Origin of the sequence: Pseudomonas sp. Irchel 3F3 (assembly GCF_900187545.1) — a bacterium.
GTDB classification, from domain to species: Bacteria; Pseudomonadota; Gammaproteobacteria; order Pseudomonadales; family Pseudomonadaceae; genus Aquipseudomonas; species Aquipseudomonas fortuita.
Genome location: NZ_FYDS01000006.1, coordinates 96,255 through 112,072, shown reverse-complemented (window position 1 = coordinate 112,072; position 15,818 = coordinate 96,255). Strand labels below are relative to the sequence as shown.

Sequence of the window (15,818 nt, the reverse complement as noted above, 5' to 3'; positions counted from 1 at the left end):
TGGGGCTGCTTTGCAGCCCATTCGCAGCACAAGGCTGCTCCTACAGGAAATCGTGTACCCCTGTAGGTGCAGCCTTGGCTGCGAATCGAGGGCAGAGCCCTCGCCGAAGATTACTCGGCCTTCAGGCTCTTGACGCCTTCAGGGGTACCCAGCAGCAGCAAGTCTGCCGGCCGCGCCGCGAACAGGCCATTGGTCACCACGCCAACGATGGCATTGATTTGCGCTTCCAGCTCCACCGGGTTGGTGATCTGCAGGTTGTGCACATCGAGGATCACGTTGCCGTTGTCGGTGACCACGCCTTCGCGGTACACCGGGTCGCCGCCCAGCTTGACCAATTGACGGGCCACATGGCTGCGCGCCATCGGGATCACTTCGACCGGCAGCGGGAAAGCGCCCAGTACCGGCACCAGCTTGCTGCCATCGGCGATGCAGATGAAGGTCTTGGCCACAGCGGCGACGATCTTCTCGCGGGTCAGGGCCGCGCCGCCACCCTTGATCAGGTTCAGGTGCGCGTCGCTCTCGTCGGCGCCGTCCACGTAGAATTCCAGCTCGCTGACACTGTTCAGCTCGTAGACCGGGATGCCATGGCCCTTCAGACGCTGGGCAGTGGCTTCGGAGCTGGCGACTGCGCCGTCGAAGGCGGTCTTGTGCTGAGCCAGGGCGTCGATGAAGAAGTTGGCAGTCGAACCGGTACCGACGCCGACGACGCTCTTTTCATCCAGCTTGGGCAGAATGAAGTCGACAGCGGCCTGGGCGACGGCCTGTTTGAGTTGGTCCTGGGTCATGCGGGCTCCGAAAGGGGCAGGGCGGTTTTCAAAGTTGCCTAGTATAACGGCTTGGGCGGCTTTGCTGTGGTCGCCCGACGTAGCGCTGGGGTAGACTCGCAGCCCTTGTCCCGCGGCCCAGTGATGCTTTCCCGATGCTCGAACAGTACGTCAAGAAGATCCTCACCTCGCGCGTCTATGACGTTGCCGTCGAAACCCCGTTGCAGAGCGCCGGGCAGCTGAGCAAGCGCCTGGGCAACCAGATTTTGCTCAAGCGTGAAGACCTGCAGCCGGTGTTCTCGTTCAAGATCCGCGGGGCCTATAACAAGCTGGCGCAGCTGACGGCCGAAGAGCTGGCCCGTGGCGTGGTCACTGCCTCGGCCGGCAATCATGCCCAGGGCCTGGCCCTGGCTGCGCGCGAGATGGGCATCAAGGCCACTATCGTAATGCCTAAAACCACCCCGGAGATCAAGATCGAAGGTGTGCGCTCGCGCGGTGGCAAGGTCGTGCTGCATGGCGACTCGTTCCCCGAGGCGCTGGCCTATTCGCTGAAACTGGTCGAGGAGAAGGGCTTTGTCTATGTTCACCCTTACGACGACCCGCACACCATCGCCGGGCAAGGCACTGTGGCCATGGAAATCCTGCGCCAGCACCCTGGGCAGCTGGACGCCATCTTTGTACCCGTGGGCGGTGGCGGCCTCATTGCTGGCATTGCTGCCTATGTGAAGTACCTGCGCCCGGAAATCAAGGTGATCGGTGTCGAGCCGGACGATTCCAATTGCCTCCAGGCGGCGATGGCTGCCGGTGAGCGTGTGGTGCTGCCTCAGGTTGGGTTATTTGCCGACGGCGTGGCGGTGGCGCAGATCGGCCAGCATACATTCGATATCTGCCGCCACCATGTGGATGAAGTGGTGACGGTCAGCACCGACGAGATCTGCGCGGCTATCAAGGATATCTACGACGATACCCGCTCGATCACCGAGCCTGCCGGCGCCTTGGGCGTGGCGGGTATCAAGAAGTATGTCGAGCTTTATGGCGTGACCGGGCAGACGCTGGTGGCTATCGACTCCGGCGCCAACGTCAACTTCGACCGCCTGCGCCATGTGGCCGAGCGTGCCGAGCTGGGTGAAAAGCGCGAAGCGATCATCGCCGTGACCATCCCGGAACGCCCGGGCAGCTTCAAGGCCTTCTGCGAGGCGATCGGCAAGCGCCAGATCACCGAATTCAACTACCGCAAGCACACCTCCGACGAAGCGCACATCTTCGTTGGCGTACAGACCCACCCGGAAAACGACCCACGGGCGGCGCTGGTGCAGCATCTGACCGATCAGGGCTTCCCGGTTACCGACCTGACCGACAACGAACTGGCCAAGCTGCACATTCGCCACATGGTTGGCGGCCATTCGGCCGGTGCCAGCGATGAAATGGTGTTGCGCTTCGAATTCCCCGAGCGGCCGGGGGCGTTGTTCAACTTCCTCAACAAGCTGGGCGGGCGCTGGAATATCTCGATGTTCCATTACCGCAACCATGGCGCGGCTGACGGGCGCGTGGTGGCGGGGCTGCAGGTGCCGGAGGACGAGCGCCACCTGGTGCCGGCAGCGCTGGCCAAGATTGGTTACCCATACTGGGACGAGACCGAGAACCCGGCTTACAAGCTGTTCCTGGGTTGAGCGGCTAAGCTTGGCTTATCGCTCAAGGATGTGAAGACATGGAACACCTGACCACCCTCAAGACCTTGCACATCATCGCCACCGCACTGCTGTTTCTGGGCGCCCTGGGCCTTGCGGTGTGGACGGTGCGCGCCCGTCGACAGGGCGATGCCGAGGCCTATGCCAAACTGCTGCGCCGGCCGCTGGTATTTGTGTGGCTGGTGATGGGCCTGTGCCTGGTGAGCATGCCGTTTACCGGCTGGTGGCTGGTGCACCTGGTGGGTTGGCCGCTGGGGCAGGCCTGGGTGCTGGCGTCCAGCGTCATCTATACCTTCGGCGCGCTGGCCGTGTGGTGGCTGCTGGTGCGGCTGAACCGGCTACGCAAGGCTGAAGTGGTGGGGTTGCGGTTTACCCTGGCGCTGGCGGTGTTCAGCGGGGTCTGCTTCCTGTCCATTGCCGGGCTGATGGGCGCCAAGCCAGTCTGACAGCCTTGGGTTGCCTGTGCCGGCCTCTTCGCGGGTGAACCCGCTCCCACAGGTACGGCGCAGCCCTCAGGCCTGATACGGTCCCTGTGGGAGCGGCTTTAGCCGCGAAGAGGCCAGCACAGGAAAACCTCAATCGCGCAACGAAACCACCGGCCACCCGCGCTTCTCGGCCTCGGCCCGCAGGTTCGGGTCGGGGTCCACCGCCACCGCATGCGTCACCCGCTGCAACAACGGCAAATCGTTCATCGAGTCGCTATAGAAGTAGCTGTCCTCAAGGTCAAAGCCGTTCTCCAGCATCCAGCGCTCCAGCCGCGTCACTTTGCCTTCACGGAAACACGGTATATCGGTACTGCGCCCGGTATAGCGGCCGTCGCGCATCTCGCATTCGGTCGCCAGCAATACTCGCACCCCAAGGCGCCGGGCAATCGGTGCGGTTACAAAACGATTGGTAGCGGTGATGATCACCAGCTGGTCGCCCGCCTCGCGGTGCTGCTGCAGCAAGGCCAGGGCTTTGGGCAGGATGATCGGCTCGATGCAGTCGCGCATGAAGTCGCGGTGCCATTCGTCGAGCTGGGCCACAGGTGTTGCCGCCAGAATCTCCATGGAAAAGGCCAGGTAGGCCTGCAGGTCCAGGGTGCCGTTGAGGTAGTCCTGGTAGAAGCCATCGTTGCGTTGCTTGTAGGCGACCGGGTCGAGAATGCCGCGCTCGCAAAGGTAATCACCCCAGGCATGGTCGCTGTCGCCACCGAGGAGGGTATTGTCCAGGTCGAATAAAGCCAGGCGCATCGCGGTCACTCGCATCAGCCACAGGGGAGGCCCGCAGAATACGGAGTTTTCACGCTGCTGCACATAAGCTTGGCAGGCGCGTTGCTGCGCTCGCAAGCTTTGTGGAACAATGCGGTGACATGCGTTTGCGAGGTTGCTGCCGTGATCGACCCGGATGGTTTTCGCCCCAATGTCGGGATCATTCTCACGAATGATGCCGGGCAGGTGCTATGGGCTCGACGGATCAACCAGGATGCCTGGCAATTTCCCCAGGGTGGTATCAACCCTGACGAGACGCCGGAAGATGCCCTGTACCGCGAGCTGAACGAAGAAGTTGGCCTTGAACGCGACGATGTGGAAATTCTTGCCTGCACCCGTGGCTGGTTGCGTTATCGTTTACCCCAGCGACTGGTACGTACCCACAGCCAGCCGCTGTGCATCGGCCAGAAGCAGAAGTGGTTCCTGCTAAGGCTGGTCAGCAGTGAACAGCGGGTGCGGATGGACCTGACCGGCAAGCCGGAGTTCGACGGCTGGCGCTGGGTGAGCTATTGGTATCCGCTGGGCCAGGTTGTGACATTCAAGCGCGAGGTGTACCGGCGCGCCCTGAAAGAGCTAGCACCGCGTCTGCTGACGCGCGACTGACGACGGAGTTCGACCCCGAGCCATGCTCAATACGCTGCGCAAGATCGTCCAGGAAGTAAACTCCGCCAAAGATCTCAAGTCGGCGTTGGGGATCATCGTCTTGCGCGTCAAGGAGGCCATGGGCAGCCAGGTCTGCTCAGTCTACCTGCTTGACCCGGAAACCAACCGCTTCGTGCTGATGGCCAGCGAAGGCCTGAACAAGCGCTCCATCGGCAAGGTCAGCATGGCCCCCAACGAGGGCCTTGTTGGCCTGGTGGGTACCCGGGAAGAGCCGCTGAACCTGGAAAACGCCGCCGACCACCCGCGTTACCGCTACTTTGCCGAAACCGGTGAAGAAAAATTCGCCTCCTTCCTGGGCGCGCCGATCATTCACCACCGCCGCGTGGTCGGGGTGCTGGTCATCCAGCAAAAGGAGCGCCGCCAGTTCGACGAGGGCGAAGAAGCCTTCCTGGTCACCATGAGCGCCCAGCTCGCCGGGGTAATCGCCCACGCTGAAGCCACTGGGTCGATCCGTGGCCTTGGCCGCCAAGGCAAGGGTATCCAGGAGGCGCGCTTCGTCGGCGTGCCTGGCTCGCCTGGCGCTGCCGTGGGGCGCGCGGTGGTGATGCTGCCGCCAGCCGACCTGGAAGTGGTGCCGGACAAGGCCGTCGATGACATCGACGCTGAACTCAAGCTGTTCCAGAATGCCCTTGAAGGCGTACGTGCTGACATGCGCAAGCTGTCGGCCAAGCTGGCCACCCAGCTACGGCCTGAAGAGCGCGCGTTGTTCGATGTGTACCTGATGATGCTCGAAGATGCAGCCCTGGGCGGCGAGGTGACCGAAGTCATCAAGACCGGCCAGTGGGCGCAGGGCGCCCTGCGCCAGGTGGTCGGCGAGCACGTCAGCCGCTTCGAGCTGATGGACGATGACTACCTGCGCGAGCGCGCCTCCGACGTCAAGGACCTGGGCCGGCGCCTGCTGGCCTACCTGCAGGAAGCCCGCTCGCAGTCGCTGGTGTATGCCGACAACACCATCCTGGTCAGTGAGGAGCTGACACCGGCCATGCTCGGCGAAGTGCCGGAAGGCAAGCTGGTCGGCCTGGTCTCGGTACTGGGTTCGGGCAACTCCCACGTCGCCATCCTCGCCCGCGCGATGGGCATCCCCACGGTGATGGGCCTGGTTGACCTGCCGTACTCCAAGGTCGACGGTATCGAACTTATTGTCGACGGGTACAAGGGCGAGGTGTTCACCAACCCCAGCGAAGTGCTGCGCAAGCAATACAGCGAAGTGGTTGAGGAAGAGCGCCAGCTGGCCCAGGGCCTGGATGCCCTGCGCGAACTGCCATGCGTTACCCCCGACGGCCACCGCATGCCGCTGTGGGTCAACACCGGCTTGCTGGCCGACGTGGCCCGTGCCCAGCAGCGCGGCGCCGAAGGGGTAGGCCTGTACCGCACCGAAGTGCCGTTCATGATCAACCAGCGCTTCCCCAGCGAGAAAGAACAGCTGGCCATCTACCGCGAGCAGTTGGCCGCCTTCCACCCGCTGCCGGTGACCATGCGTACCCTCGATATCGGCGGTGACAAAGCGCTGTCGTACTTCCCGATCAAGGAAGAAAACCCGTTCCTGGGTTGGCGCGGCATCCGCGTCACCCTCGACCACCCGGAAATTTTCCTGGTGCAGACCCGCGCCATGCTCAAGGCCAGCGAGGGCCTGAACAACCTGCGTATCCTGCTGCCAATGATTTCTGGCATCCACGAGCTGGAAGAAGCGCTGCACCTGATCCACCGCGCCTGGGGCGAGGTGCGTGACGAAGGCACCGACGTGCCGATGCCCCCGGTGGGCGTGATGGTGGAAATCCCCGCGGCGGTGTACCAGACCAAGGAGCTGGCACGCCAAGTCGACTTCCTGTCGGTGGGCTCCAACGACCTGACCCAGTACCTGCTGGCGGTGGACCGCAACAACCCACGGGTTGCCGACCTGTACGACTACCTGCATCCGGCGGTGCTGCAAGCGCTGAATACGGTAGTGCGCGACGCTCATGGCGAAGGCAAGCCGGTAAGCATTTGCGGTGAGATGGCGGGTGACCCGGCGGCGGCCATCCTGTTGATGGCGATGGGCTTCGACAGCCTTTCGATGAACGCCACCAACCTGCCGAAGGTGAAGTGGATGTTGCGCCAGGTGAACATGAGCAAGGCCAAGGAGTTGCTGGCCGACGCCTTGAGCCATGACAACCCGCAGGTTATCCACAGCTCGCTGCAGCTGGCCCTGAAGAACCTCGGGTTGGCGCGGATGATCGGGCCAGGGGCCAACAAAACCCTCTGAGCGTTAGGTTGCCTGTTACGGCCTCTTCGCGGGACAAGCCCGCTCCCACAGGGGTTGCGCAGATCCTGAAGACCCCGCGGTAGCTGTGGGAGCGGGCTTGTCCCGCGAAGAGGCCCGCACAGGCAGCATCAAATGATCAGACCAGCACTTCGACCTCACCCAGATGAGGTTGCGCAGATCCTGAAGACCCCCGCGGTACCTGTGGGAGCGGGCTTGTCCCGCGAAGAGGCCCGCACAGGCAGCATCAAATGACCAGACCCGCACTTCAACCTCACCCAGATGAGGTTGCGCAGATCCTGAAGACCCCGCGGTAGCTGTGGGAGCGGGCTTGTCCCGCGAAGAGGCCCGCACAGGCAGCATCAAATGATCAGACCCGCACTTCAACCTCACCCAGATGAGGTTGCGCAGATCCTGAAGACCCCGCGGTATCTGTGGGGGCGGGCTTGTCCCGCGAAGAAGCCCGCACAGGCAGCATCAAATGACCAGACCCGCACTTCGACCTCACCCAGATGAGGTTGCGCAGATCCTGAAGACCCCCGCGATAGCTGTGGGAGCGGGCTTGTCCCGCGAAGAGGCCCGCACAGGCAGCATCAAATGATCAGACCCGCACTTCGACTTCACCCAGATGAGGTTGCGCAGATCCTGAAGACCCCGCAGTACCTGTGGGAGCGGGCTTGTCCCGCGAAGAGGCCCGCACAGGCAGCATCAAATGATCAGACCCGCACTTCAACCTCACCCAGATGCCCACCAAAGGGCCCGAAACTGCGCTCGATCAGCCGCCTTCGTCCCTGATCATCCACGATCAGCACGGTACTCGCCCGGGTCCCATAGTTCTGGCTGGCGATGAACACGCTCGACAGCAATTTCTCGGTCGCCAACCCGACACCTGTCTCGGGCAGGTCGCCATCCGCCGCCGTTTCGTTATCCGCCAGCAAAGCCAGCAGCCGATCCGGCTCTGGCGTTTCCAACAGGCCCTCCAGCCCGCTACGTGCCTTCACCAGCTTTGGCCACGGCGTATCCAGCCCTGCGTTGGATAACCCGTACACCCCGGCGTCCAGCAGGCACGGCGTGGCGTCACGGGCGTGCAGGTAACCCAGCTGTCGCCCATCACCCACCAGCAGGTTGAACCCCGAATACTGCCCACTGCGGCTGGCTACCTGATCCAGGTAAGCCTCGACCCCAAGCTCCCCCTGCAGGTAGGCCGCCACCAGTTCCCCCCGCGAGCGCGGCCCCGGTGCCTGGCCCGGATCGCGGATATTGGTCAGCGCGGCAAAGCGCCCCTGCGGGCCTACGCCCAGCCAGGTACCACCGGCCTCCAGGTCACGCCCGGCGTGCACCCCAGGCGAATCCTCCCAGGCCGCCAGGGGCTGGGTAGGGCGGGCATAGAACTCGTCGCGGTTGGCTGCCACGATCAGCGGCAGGGTGTGCCCCGGCCGCCACGCAAATACGATCAGGCACATCGGTTTGGCCTCTGTGTTTTTTGTCACTGTACCCACAGCAGTCGGGCGGATCCATCCTGACACAGAGTTCACTAGAGCCTCGAGCCCGGCTTCCGTTACCATGCCGGATTGATTTTTCGGGGAAGCCGAATGGAATTCGTGCTCTATCTGCTGTTGGGCGCTTGTGCCGGAGTGCTGGCCGGGCTGTTCGGCGTGGGCGGCGGCATCATCATCGTGCCGGTGCTGGTATTCAGCTTCACCTTGCAGGGCTTCGACGCCTCGGTGCTGACCCACCTGGCAGTCGGCACATCGCTGGCAACCATAGTATTCACTTCGATCAATGCCGTGCTTGAGCACCACCGCAAGGGTGCGGTGCAATGGCCGATCTTCGCCTGGATGACGCTCGGCATCCTCCTTGGGGCAGGTGTCGGCGCCAAGACCGCTTCACTGATCCAGGGCCCGCTGCTGCAGAAGATCATCGGCGTGTTCGCCCTGGTCATCGCCGCGCAGATGGCGCTGGACCTCAGGCCCAAGGCCAGCCGCGGCATCCCCGGCAAACCCTCATTGATCGGCGCAGGCGGTGTGATCGGCTGGGCTTCGGCGATTTTTGGCATCGGCGGTGGTTCGCTGACCGTGCCGTTCCTGACCTGGCGCAGCCTGCCCATGCAGCAGGCGGTGGCCACGTCCTCGGCCTGTGGCCTGCCGATTGCGGTGGCCAGCGCCCTGAGCTTCATGCTGCTGGGCTGGCACGAGGAGCACCTGCCGGCCCACAGCCTGGGTTACGTATACCTGCCGGCGATGGTCGGCATTGCCGTGACCAGCATGTTTTTCGCCCGCTTTGGCGCGCGTCTGGCGCACAAGCTTTCGCCCCGTTTGTTGAAACGCCTGTTCGCAGCGCTGCTGTTCTGTGTCGGCCTCAGCTTTTTGATTTGAATCGAGAGGAAGTTCCATGCTGCCTTACCCGCAGATAGACCCCGTGGCCCTGGCCATCGGGCCGCTGAAAATCCATTGGTACGGGCTGATGTACCTGATCGGCATCGGCGGCGCCTGGCTGCTGGCCTCGCGCCGGCTGAACCGCTTCGACCCCACCTGGTCGCGTGAGAAGCTTTCCGACCTGGTGTTCTGGCTGTCGATGGGGGTGATCGTCGGTGGCCGCCTGGGTTACGTGCTGTTCTACGACCTGCATGCCTACCTGGCCAACCCGACGCTGATCTTCGAGGTGTGGAAGGGCGGCATGTCGTTCCACGGCGGGTTCATCGGCGTGATGCTGGCGGCCTTGTGGTTCGGCAAGCGCAACAACAAGTCGTTCTTCGAGCTGATGGACTTCGTTGCCCCGCTGGTGCCGATCGGCCTGGGTGCCGGGCGTATCGGCAACTTCATCAACGCCGAGTTGTGGGGCAAGGCGACCGACGTGCCGTGGGCGATGGTGTTCCCGCCGTTCAGCGACCCTGCCCAGTTGCCCCGTCATCCGTCGCAGCTGTACCAGTTTGCCCTGGAAGGTGTGGCATTATTCGTGATTCTCTGGCTGTACTCGCGCAAACCGCGCCCGACCATGGCCGTTTCCGGCATGTTCGCGCTGTTCTACGGCATTTTCCGCTTTATCGTGGAGTTTGTGCGGGTGCCTGATGCTCAGCTTGGCTATATCGCATTCGGCTGGTTGACCATGGGTCAGTTGCTCTGCGTGCCAATGATCGTTGGCGGCATCTTCTTGATCTGGTTGGCCTACAACCGCAAACCTACGGCAAAACCAGCCGTATGATTTTCACGGCAGGGGTGATCCTCCCTGCCGTTCTTGTTACAGGAAAGTCATGAAACAGTATCTAGATCTGGTCCGTGAAGTCATCGAGAACGGTACGTTGCAAGGCAATCGCACCGGCATCCGTACCATCAGCATGCCGGGCGCCATGCTGCGCTTCGACCTGCAGAAGGGCTTCCCGGCCATCACCACGCGCAAGCTGGCGTTCAAGTCGGCGATCGGCGAAATGGTCGGTTTCCTGCGTGGCGTGAAGAACGCCGGTGAATTCCGTGAGCTGGGCTGCAAGGTCTGGGACCAGAACGCTAACGAAAACGCCCAGTGGCTGGCTAACCCGTTCCGCCAGGGCCATGACGACCTTGGCGAGATCTACGGCGTGCAATGGCGCCAGTGGCCGGGCTACAAGCGCATTGCGCTGAGCAACCCGGCCGCCATTGAAATGGCCGAGAAGGCCGGCTTCCGTCGTATCGCCCAGGACGAAGAGGACGGCGTCGCCTTCGTCATTCTGTACAAGGCCATCGACCAGGTGCGCCAGTGCCTGGACACCATCGCCAACGACCCCGGCAGCCGCCGCATCCTGTTCCACGGCTGGAACTGCGCGCAACTGGACGAGATGGCCCTGCCGCCGTGTCATCTGCTGTACCAGTTCCACCCGAATGTAGAGACCAAGGAAATTTCCCTGACCCTTTACATCCGCTCCAACGACCTGGGCCTGGGCACACCGTTCAACCTCACCGAAGGCGCGGCGCTGCTGTCGCTGTTCGGCCGCCTGACCGGTTACACCCCGCGCTGGTTCACCTACTTCATTGGCGATGCCCATGTGTATGAAAACCACCTGGACATGCTGAACGAGCAGCTCAAGCGCGAGCCACTGGAAGCGCCGAAGCTGGTGATCAGCGACCGCGTGCCGGCGTTTGCCGAGACGGGCAAGTATGAGCCGGAGTGGCTGGAGAAGATCGAGCCGAGTGATTTCTGGCTGGAAGGCTATGAGCACCATGCGCCGATGACAGCGCCGATGGCGGTCTGATAGATCTCCATTGTTTGAACTGGCCTCTTCGCGGGTTCACCCGCGAAGCTTTTGGCTCAATGCCCGTGACTGCGCCCCACATGCGAATGCTCGGTGTCCGGCACCGATACCGCCCCGTTCGTCTCCAGTTGCTGCAAGATCGCGCATTCGCTCCCCTGCGCGTTGCAGCGCCGCCGCAGTTCCACCAGCTGCTCCTGCAAAGCCACCAAGCCATCGATCCGCGCCTGCACATGCTCGATATGTTCGTCGATCAGCGCATTGACGCTGCCGCACGAGTCGTCGGGGCTGTCGCGCAGGCGTAGCAGGCTGCGGATTTCGTCCAGGGTCATGTCCAGGGTGCGGCAGTTGCGGATGAAGGTCAGCCGTTCCACGTGGGCCTGGGTATACAGCCGGTAGTTGCCTTCTGTACGGGCAGGCTCGGGCAGCAGGTTTTCACGCTCGTAGTAGCGAATGGTTTCCACCGCGCAGTCGGTGGCTTTGGCCAGTTCTCCGATTTTCATCACGAAATCTCCAGCAAGTGGCTTGACCCTATAGTGGCTACAGGGTGTTCACTTGGCAACAGGCTCACTTTAAGGACGACCCCATGAACCAGCCTGTCAGCCACGAACACAAGCATCCGCACGATCACGCCCATGGCGATGACGACCATGGGCACGCCGCCCTCGGCCACAGCTGCTGCGGGGCCAAAGCCGCGCCGGCGCTGGTGCAGCTGACTGAAACGGCCAGTGCCCAGGCACAGCTCAGCCGCTTCCGCATCGACGCCATGGACTGCCCGACCGAGCAGACCCTGATCCAGGACAAGCTGGGCAAGCTGGCCGGTATCGAGCAGCTGGAATTCAACCTGATCAACCGCGTACTGGGCGTGCGCCATACATTGGACGGCACTGGCGACATCGAGCGTGCCATCGACAGCCTGGGCATGAAGGCCGAGCCGCTTGGTGCCGAAGGCGACAGTACCGCCGCCGCGCCCCAACCGGCCAAGACCCGCTGGTGGCCGCTGGCATTGTCGGGTGTTGCCGCCATCGCCGCCGAAATCGTGCACTTTGCGTCGCTGGCGCCTGAGTGGCTGGTGGCGGCATTGGCGCTGGCAGCCATTCTTGGTTGCGGCCTGGGCACCTACAAGAAGGGCTGGATTGCCCTGAAAAACCGCAACCTCAACATCAACGCGCTGATGAGCATCGCCGTCACCGGTGCTGTGCTGATCGGCCAGTGGCCGGAAGCGGCCATGGTGATGGTGCTGTTTACCGTTGCCGAGCTGATCGAAGCACGCTCGCTGGACCGCGCACGCAATGCCATCAGCGGGCTGATGCAGCTGACCCCGGACATGGCCACGGTGCAGCAGGCAGATGGCCAATGGCGCGAAGTGGAAGTGCGCGAAGTGGCCGTCGGCGCGTTGGTGCGGGTGCGCCCCGGCGAGCGCATCGGCCTGGATGGCGAAGTGACCAGTGGGCAATCCAGCGTCGATCAGGCGCCGATCACCGGCGAAAGCTTGCCTGTGGAGAAGGCCGTAGGCGACAAGCTGTTCGCCGGCACCATCAACCAGGCGGGTGCGCTGGAGTTTCGCGTTACCGCTGGCGCGGGCCAATCGACCCTGGCGCGGATCATCAAGGCCGTGGAGGAAGCGCAAGGCGCGCGGGCGCCTACCCAGCGCTTTGTCGACCAGTTTTCGCGTATCTATACCCCGGTGGTGTTTGCCATCGCCCTGGCCGTGGCGGTGATCCCGCCGCTGTTCATGGCCGCAAGCTGGTTCGACTGGGTGTACCGCGCCCTGGTGCTGCTGGTGGTCGCGTGCCCGTGCGCCCTGGTCATCTCGACCCCGGTGACCATCGTCAGCGGGCTGGCCGCTGCTGCGCGCAAAGGCATCCTGATCAAGGGCGGTGTGTACCTGGAAGGCGGCCGCCACCTGGATTACCTGGCCCTGGACAAGACCGGCACCATCACCCACGGCAAGCCGGTACAGACCGACGCCAAAGTATTGGAGCCGGTGTTTGAAGGCCGTGCGCAAGCCCTGGCTGCCAGCTTGGGCGAACGTTCGGACCACCCGGTTTCCCGCGCCATTGCCCAGTTCGGCAAGGCGCAAGGCCTGGCCTTGAGCGAGGTCGATGACTTCGCTGCCCTGGCCGGGCGCGGCGTGCGTGGCACCATCGCTGGCGAGGTCTACCACCTGGGCAACCACCGCCTGGTGGAAGAACTGGGGCTGTGCTCACCCGAGCTGGAAGCCCAGCTGGATGCGCTGGAGCGCCAAGGCAAGACCGTGGTCCTGCTGCTTGACCGCAGTGGCCCGCTGGCCCTTTTTGCAGTGGCCGATACGGTCAAGGACAGCAGCCGCCAGGCCATTGCCGAGCTGCATGAGCTGGGCATCAAGACTGTCATGCTGACCGGTGATAATCCGCATACCGCGCAGGCCATCGCCGCCGTGGTGGGTATCGACCGCGCGGAGGGCAACCTGCTGCCTGCCGACAAACTGAAAACCATCGAAGCCTTGTACGCACAGGGCCATCGGGTGGGCATGGTCGGTGACGGCATCAACGATGCCCCGGCCCTGGCCCGTGCCGAGATCGGTTTTGCCATGGCCGCTGCCGGCACCGACACCGCCATCGAAACCGCCGATGTGGCACTGATGGACGACGACTTGCGGAAAATCCCGGCCTTCGTCAGGCTGTCGCGCCAAAGTGCGGCGATCCTCATGCAGAACATCGTTCTGGCGTTGGGCGTCAAGGCGATATTCCTGGCGATTACCTTTGCCGGCATGGCCACCCTGTGGATGGCGGTGTTCGCCGACATGGGCGTGAGCCTGCTGGTGGTGTTCAACGGCTTGCGCCTTTTGCGCAAATAGAGGACGTGCATGCTGAGTTCGGAGCTTAAAGCCTTTTACATGGTGGCCCGCCTGGGCAGCATCACCCTGGCGGCAAAGAAGCTCGGGCTCAGCCAGCCCACGGTGACCACGCAGATCCGCAACCTGGAAAGCCACTACACGGTCGAGCTGTTCTACCGTGGCGGGCGGCGCCTGGTGTTGAGCGAAGAGGGCGTGCGACTGCTGCCGATGGTCAAGGCGCTGTTGCAACAGGAGGCCGACATCGAGTTCGAGCTGCGCAACAGCGGCCAGGCCCAAGGCAGCTTGCGCATCGCCGCCACGGCGCCTTACTACATTCTCGACCTGGTGAAGATCTACCGCGAGCGCTTGCCGCAGGTGGATGTAGCGGTGGAGATCGGCAACTCGCAGCAGGTGCTGGAAATGCTCGAAGACTACCGGGTGGATATCGCCGCTTCGTCGCAGCTGGTGGAGGACGCCCGGCTGGTGCGGCGGGTGTTGGGCACCGATCCGCTGGTGGTGGCGGTACACCGCAACCATCCGTTGGCCTATCGCCAGACCGTGTCCATCGACGTGGTGGCCGGGCATTGCCTGTTGATGCGCGAAAAGGGCTCGACCACGCGCAAGCTGACCGAGCAGATGATGCAGGAGGCCGGGGTGACGGCCGGGGCCTTGCTGGAAATCGGCAGCCGCGAGTCGATCCGCGAAGCGGTGCTGCGCAACATCGGCATCAGCGTGATTGCCCGCCATGAGGTGCCGCACAACCCCGAACTGCGGGTGCTCGTGCTGGAGAATGCGCCGGTGATGCATGAATACCTGTACTGCCTGAAGGAACGGCGCCAGGCCAGGTTGCCGGCCGCGTTCCTGGGTGTAGCGCAAGAAGTGGCCGGTTCGCATTTCTAGACCTGTGTTGGCTACTTCGCGGGCTTGCCCGCTCCCACAGGTACTGCGCAGGGTCTGAGTTTTGTAGATATCCTGTGGGAGCGAGCAAGCCCGCGAAGAGGCCCCCACAGGCCAATACAAAATCTGCCTATACCACTATCACCGGCTTTTGCCTCAAAGCCACAGAACCTTCGCACAGCCTTCCTAGCATGGCCCCATCTCTTCGATGAGGCCCTGCCATGAACCACACCACCCCCGGCGCACAGATGAAAGTGCGCAACATCCACAAGCGCTTCGGTGCCTTTACGGCGCTCAACGATGTCTCGCTGGACATCGCCGCCGGCGAACTGGTGTGCCTGCTCGGCCCGTCCGGCTGTGGCAAGACCACGCTGTTGCGCTGCATCGCCGGCCTGGAGCGCCAGGACCGCGGCACGCTGTATATCGGCGAGCGCGATATCTCCGAGCTGCCGCCCCAGGCCCGTGACTACGGCATCCTGTTCCAGTCCTACGCGCTGTTCCCCAACCTGACCGTCGAAGCCAACATCGCCTACGGCCTGACCGGCAGTGGCCGCGAGCAGGCCCGCCAGCGGGTGGCTGAAATGCTCGAACTGGTAGGCCTTTCTGGCAGCGAGAAGAAATACCCTGGCCAGCTCTCTGGTGGCCAGCAGCAACGTGTGGCCCTGGCCCGTGCGCTGGCGCCGTCGCCATCCCTGCTACTGCTCGATGAGCCGATGTCGGCGCTGGACGCCCGGGTGCGTGAGCATCTGTGCACCGAGCTGCGCCAGCTGCAACGCCAGCTGGGCATCACCACCTTGATGGTGACCCACAACCAGGACGAAGCCATGCTGATGGCCGACCGCATTGCGGTGATGAACAACGGCCAGGTCGAGCAGTACGCCACCCCGCAGGAAATCTACGACCAGCCGGCCACGCCGTTCGTTGCCGAGTTCGTCGGCCAGGGCAACTGGCTGCCATTCCAGCGCAGCGGCGACAGCCATGCCCAGGTTGGCGGCATGAACATGCGCCTGGCGCCGGGGTCGGCCCAGGCCAGCAGCGGCCGGCTGTTCTGTCGCCCGGAGGCGATCACGGTCAACCCGGTGGTACACGAAGAAAACCTGTTCCCGGCTATGGTCCGCGAAATCACCTTTCTCGGTAACCGCTGCCGCATGAGTTTTGAACTCAAGGCCCTGCCAGGCCATGCCCTGCTGGCCGAGCTGGCCCCCGAGGCCATGCCGCGCCTGGGTTCGCAGGACATCTGGGTGGCATTGCCACCGCAGAGCCTGCAGGTGTTTGCCTGA

The 15,818-nt window shown here is 63.4% G+C and carries 14 protein-coding genes; 10 read left to right on the top strand and 4 right to left on the bottom strand.

Going from position 1 to position 15,818, the window contains the following annotated elements:
* Positions 1-110 precede the first annotated feature (110 nt).
* A complete protein-coding gene (rpiA, locus tag CKW35_RS14170) occupies positions 111-785 on the bottom strand; it encodes a ribose-5-phosphate isomerase RpiA (protein WP_016489689.1) in 675 nt (224 codons plus the stop codon).
* A 134-nt stretch (positions 786-919) separates the two neighbouring features.
* Between rpiA and ilvA the strand changes: the two genes are divergently transcribed.
* Together ilvA and CKW35_RS14160 are read left to right on the top strand one after the other, a co-directional pair.
* Positions 920-2,434, top strand: a complete 1,515-nt coding sequence (gene ilvA / locus CKW35_RS14165; protein ID WP_023047246.1) for a threonine ammonia-lyase, biosynthetic — start codon at positions 920-922, stop codon at positions 2,432-2,434.
* A 38-nt stretch (positions 2,435-2,472) separates the two neighbouring features.
* Positions 2,473-2,898 carry a DUF2269 domain-containing protein gene (locus tag CKW35_RS14160; RefSeq protein WP_016489687.1) on the top strand — a complete coding sequence of 142 codons (426 nt, stop codon included), beginning with the start codon at positions 2,473-2,475 and terminating at the stop codon, positions 2,896-2,898.
* A gap of 129 nt (positions 2,899-3,027) precedes the next feature.
* Here CKW35_RS14160 and CKW35_RS14155 read toward each other — a convergent pair whose 3' ends face one another.
* The gene (locus CKW35_RS14155; RefSeq protein ID WP_016489686.1) at positions 3,028-3,684 is read right to left on the bottom strand and encodes an HAD family phosphatase; all 657 of its coding nucleotides are present in this window, start codon (positions 3,682-3,684) and stop codon (positions 3,028-3,030) included.
* Positions 3,685-3,825: 141 nt separating this feature from the next.
* Between CKW35_RS14155 and CKW35_RS14150 the strand changes: the two genes are divergently transcribed.
* Together CKW35_RS14150 and ptsP are read left to right on the top strand one after the other, a co-directional pair.
* The gene (locus CKW35_RS14150; protein ID WP_095116385.1) at positions 3,826-4,305 is read left to right on the top strand and encodes an RNA pyrophosphohydrolase; all 480 of its coding nucleotides are present in this window, start codon (positions 3,826-3,828) and stop codon (positions 4,303-4,305) included.
* Positions 4,306-4,327: 22 nt separating this feature from the next.
* The gene (ptsP, locus tag CKW35_RS14145) at positions 4,328-6,607 is read left to right on the top strand and encodes a phosphoenolpyruvate--protein phosphotransferase (RefSeq protein WP_016489684.1); all 2,280 of its coding nucleotides are present in this window, start codon (positions 4,328-4,330) and stop codon (positions 6,605-6,607) included.
* A gap of 713 nt (positions 6,608-7,320) precedes the next feature.
* Here the strand turns inward: ptsP and CKW35_RS14140 are convergent.
* Positions 7,321-8,067, bottom strand: a complete 747-nt coding sequence (locus CKW35_RS14140) for an NRDE family protein (RefSeq protein WP_024717934.1) — start codon at positions 8,065-8,067, stop codon at positions 7,321-7,323.
* 129 nt (positions 8,068-8,196) lie between these two features.
* Here CKW35_RS14140 and CKW35_RS14135 point away from each other — a divergent pair, with 129 nt between their 5' ends.
* From CKW35_RS14135 to CKW35_RS14125, 3 genes are read left to right on the top strand one after another with little or no spacing between them, the layout of a single operon-like run.
* Positions 8,197-8,979: a sulfite exporter TauE/SafE family protein gene (locus CKW35_RS14135; protein ID WP_016489682.1), complete on the top strand. Its 783-nt coding sequence runs from the start codon at positions 8,197-8,199 to the stop codon at positions 8,977-8,979.
* A gap of 16 nt (positions 8,980-8,995) precedes the next feature.
* Positions 8,996-9,805, top strand: coding sequence for a prolipoprotein diacylglyceryl transferase (lgt, locus tag CKW35_RS14130; protein WP_016489681.1), 810 nt, complete (start codon positions 8,996-8,998; stop codon positions 9,803-9,805).
* Positions 9,806-9,854: 49 nt separating this feature from the next.
* Positions 9,855-10,826 (top strand): thymidylate synthase, encoded by a 972-nt coding sequence (locus tag CKW35_RS14125; protein ID WP_016489680.1) that lies wholly within the window; start codon positions 9,855-9,857, stop codon positions 10,824-10,826.
* A gap of 56 nt (positions 10,827-10,882) precedes the next feature.
* On the opposite strand, the gene cadR is transcribed toward CKW35_RS14125, so the two are convergent.
* Positions 10,883-11,326, bottom strand: coding sequence for a cadmium resistance transcriptional regulator CadR (cadR, locus tag CKW35_RS14120; RefSeq protein ID WP_016489679.1), 444 nt, complete (start codon positions 11,324-11,326; stop codon positions 10,883-10,885).
* An 83-nt stretch (positions 11,327-11,409) separates the two neighbouring features.
* Between cadR and CKW35_RS14115 the strand changes: the two genes are divergently transcribed.
* From CKW35_RS14115 to CKW35_RS14105, 3 genes are all read left to right on the top strand, one after another.
* Complete coding sequence (locus CKW35_RS14115) at positions 11,410-13,662, top strand: heavy metal translocating P-type ATPase (protein ID WP_095116187.1); 2,253 nt, start codon at positions 11,410-11,412, stop codon at positions 13,660-13,662.
* A gap of 9 nt (positions 13,663-13,671) precedes the next feature.
* Positions 13,672-14,541, top strand: coding sequence for a LysR family transcriptional regulator (locus CKW35_RS14110; protein WP_016489677.1), 870 nt, complete (start codon positions 13,672-13,674; stop codon positions 14,539-14,541).
* Between the two features lie 218 nt (positions 14,542-14,759).
* A complete protein-coding gene (locus CKW35_RS14105) occupies positions 14,760-15,818 on the top strand; it encodes a putative 2-aminoethylphosphonate ABC transporter ATP-binding protein (protein ID WP_023047214.1) in 1,059 nt (352 codons plus the stop codon).

Bases quoted from the DNA above. Each gene is read 5' to 3' on its own strand.
- rpiA (WP_016489689.1), bottom strand. From the start codon at position 785: ATGACCCAGGACCAACTCAAACAGGCCGTCGCCCAGGCCGCTGTCGAC.
- ilvA (WP_023047246.1), top strand. From the start codon at position 920: ATGCTCGAACAGTACGTCAAGAAGATCCTCACCTCGCGCGTCTATGAC.
- CKW35_RS14160 (WP_016489687.1), top strand. From the start codon at position 2,473: ATGGAACACCTGACCACCCTCAAGACCTTGCACATCATCGCCACCGCA.
- CKW35_RS14155 (WP_016489686.1), bottom strand. From the start codon at position 3,684: ATGCGCCTGGCTTTATTCGACCTGGACAATACCCTCCTCGGTGGCGAC.
- ptsP (WP_016489684.1), top strand. From the start codon at position 4,328: ATGCTCAATACGCTGCGCAAGATCGTCCAGGAAGTAAACTCCGCCAAA.
- CKW35_RS14140 (WP_024717934.1), bottom strand. From the start codon at position 8,067: ATGTGCCTGATCGTATTTGCGTGGCGGCCGGGGCACACCCTGCCGCTG.
- CKW35_RS14135 (WP_016489682.1), top strand. From the start codon at position 8,197: ATGGAATTCGTGCTCTATCTGCTGTTGGGCGCTTGTGCCGGAGTGCTG.
- lgt (WP_016489681.1), top strand. From the start codon at position 8,996: ATGCTGCCTTACCCGCAGATAGACCCCGTGGCCCTGGCCATCGGGCCG.
- CKW35_RS14125 (WP_016489680.1), top strand. From the start codon at position 9,855: ATGAAACAGTATCTAGATCTGGTCCGTGAAGTCATCGAGAACGGTACG.
- cadR (WP_016489679.1), bottom strand. From the start codon at position 11,326: ATGAAAATCGGAGAACTGGCCAAAGCCACCGACTGCGCGGTGGAAACC.
- CKW35_RS14115 (WP_095116187.1), top strand. From the start codon at position 11,410: ATGAACCAGCCTGTCAGCCACGAACACAAGCATCCGCACGATCACGCC.
- CKW35_RS14110 (WP_016489677.1), top strand. From the start codon at position 13,672: ATGCTGAGTTCGGAGCTTAAAGCCTTTTACATGGTGGCCCGCCTGGGC.
- CKW35_RS14105 (WP_023047214.1), top strand. From the start codon at position 14,760: ATGAACCACACCACCCCCGGCGCACAGATGAAAGTGCGCAACATCCAC.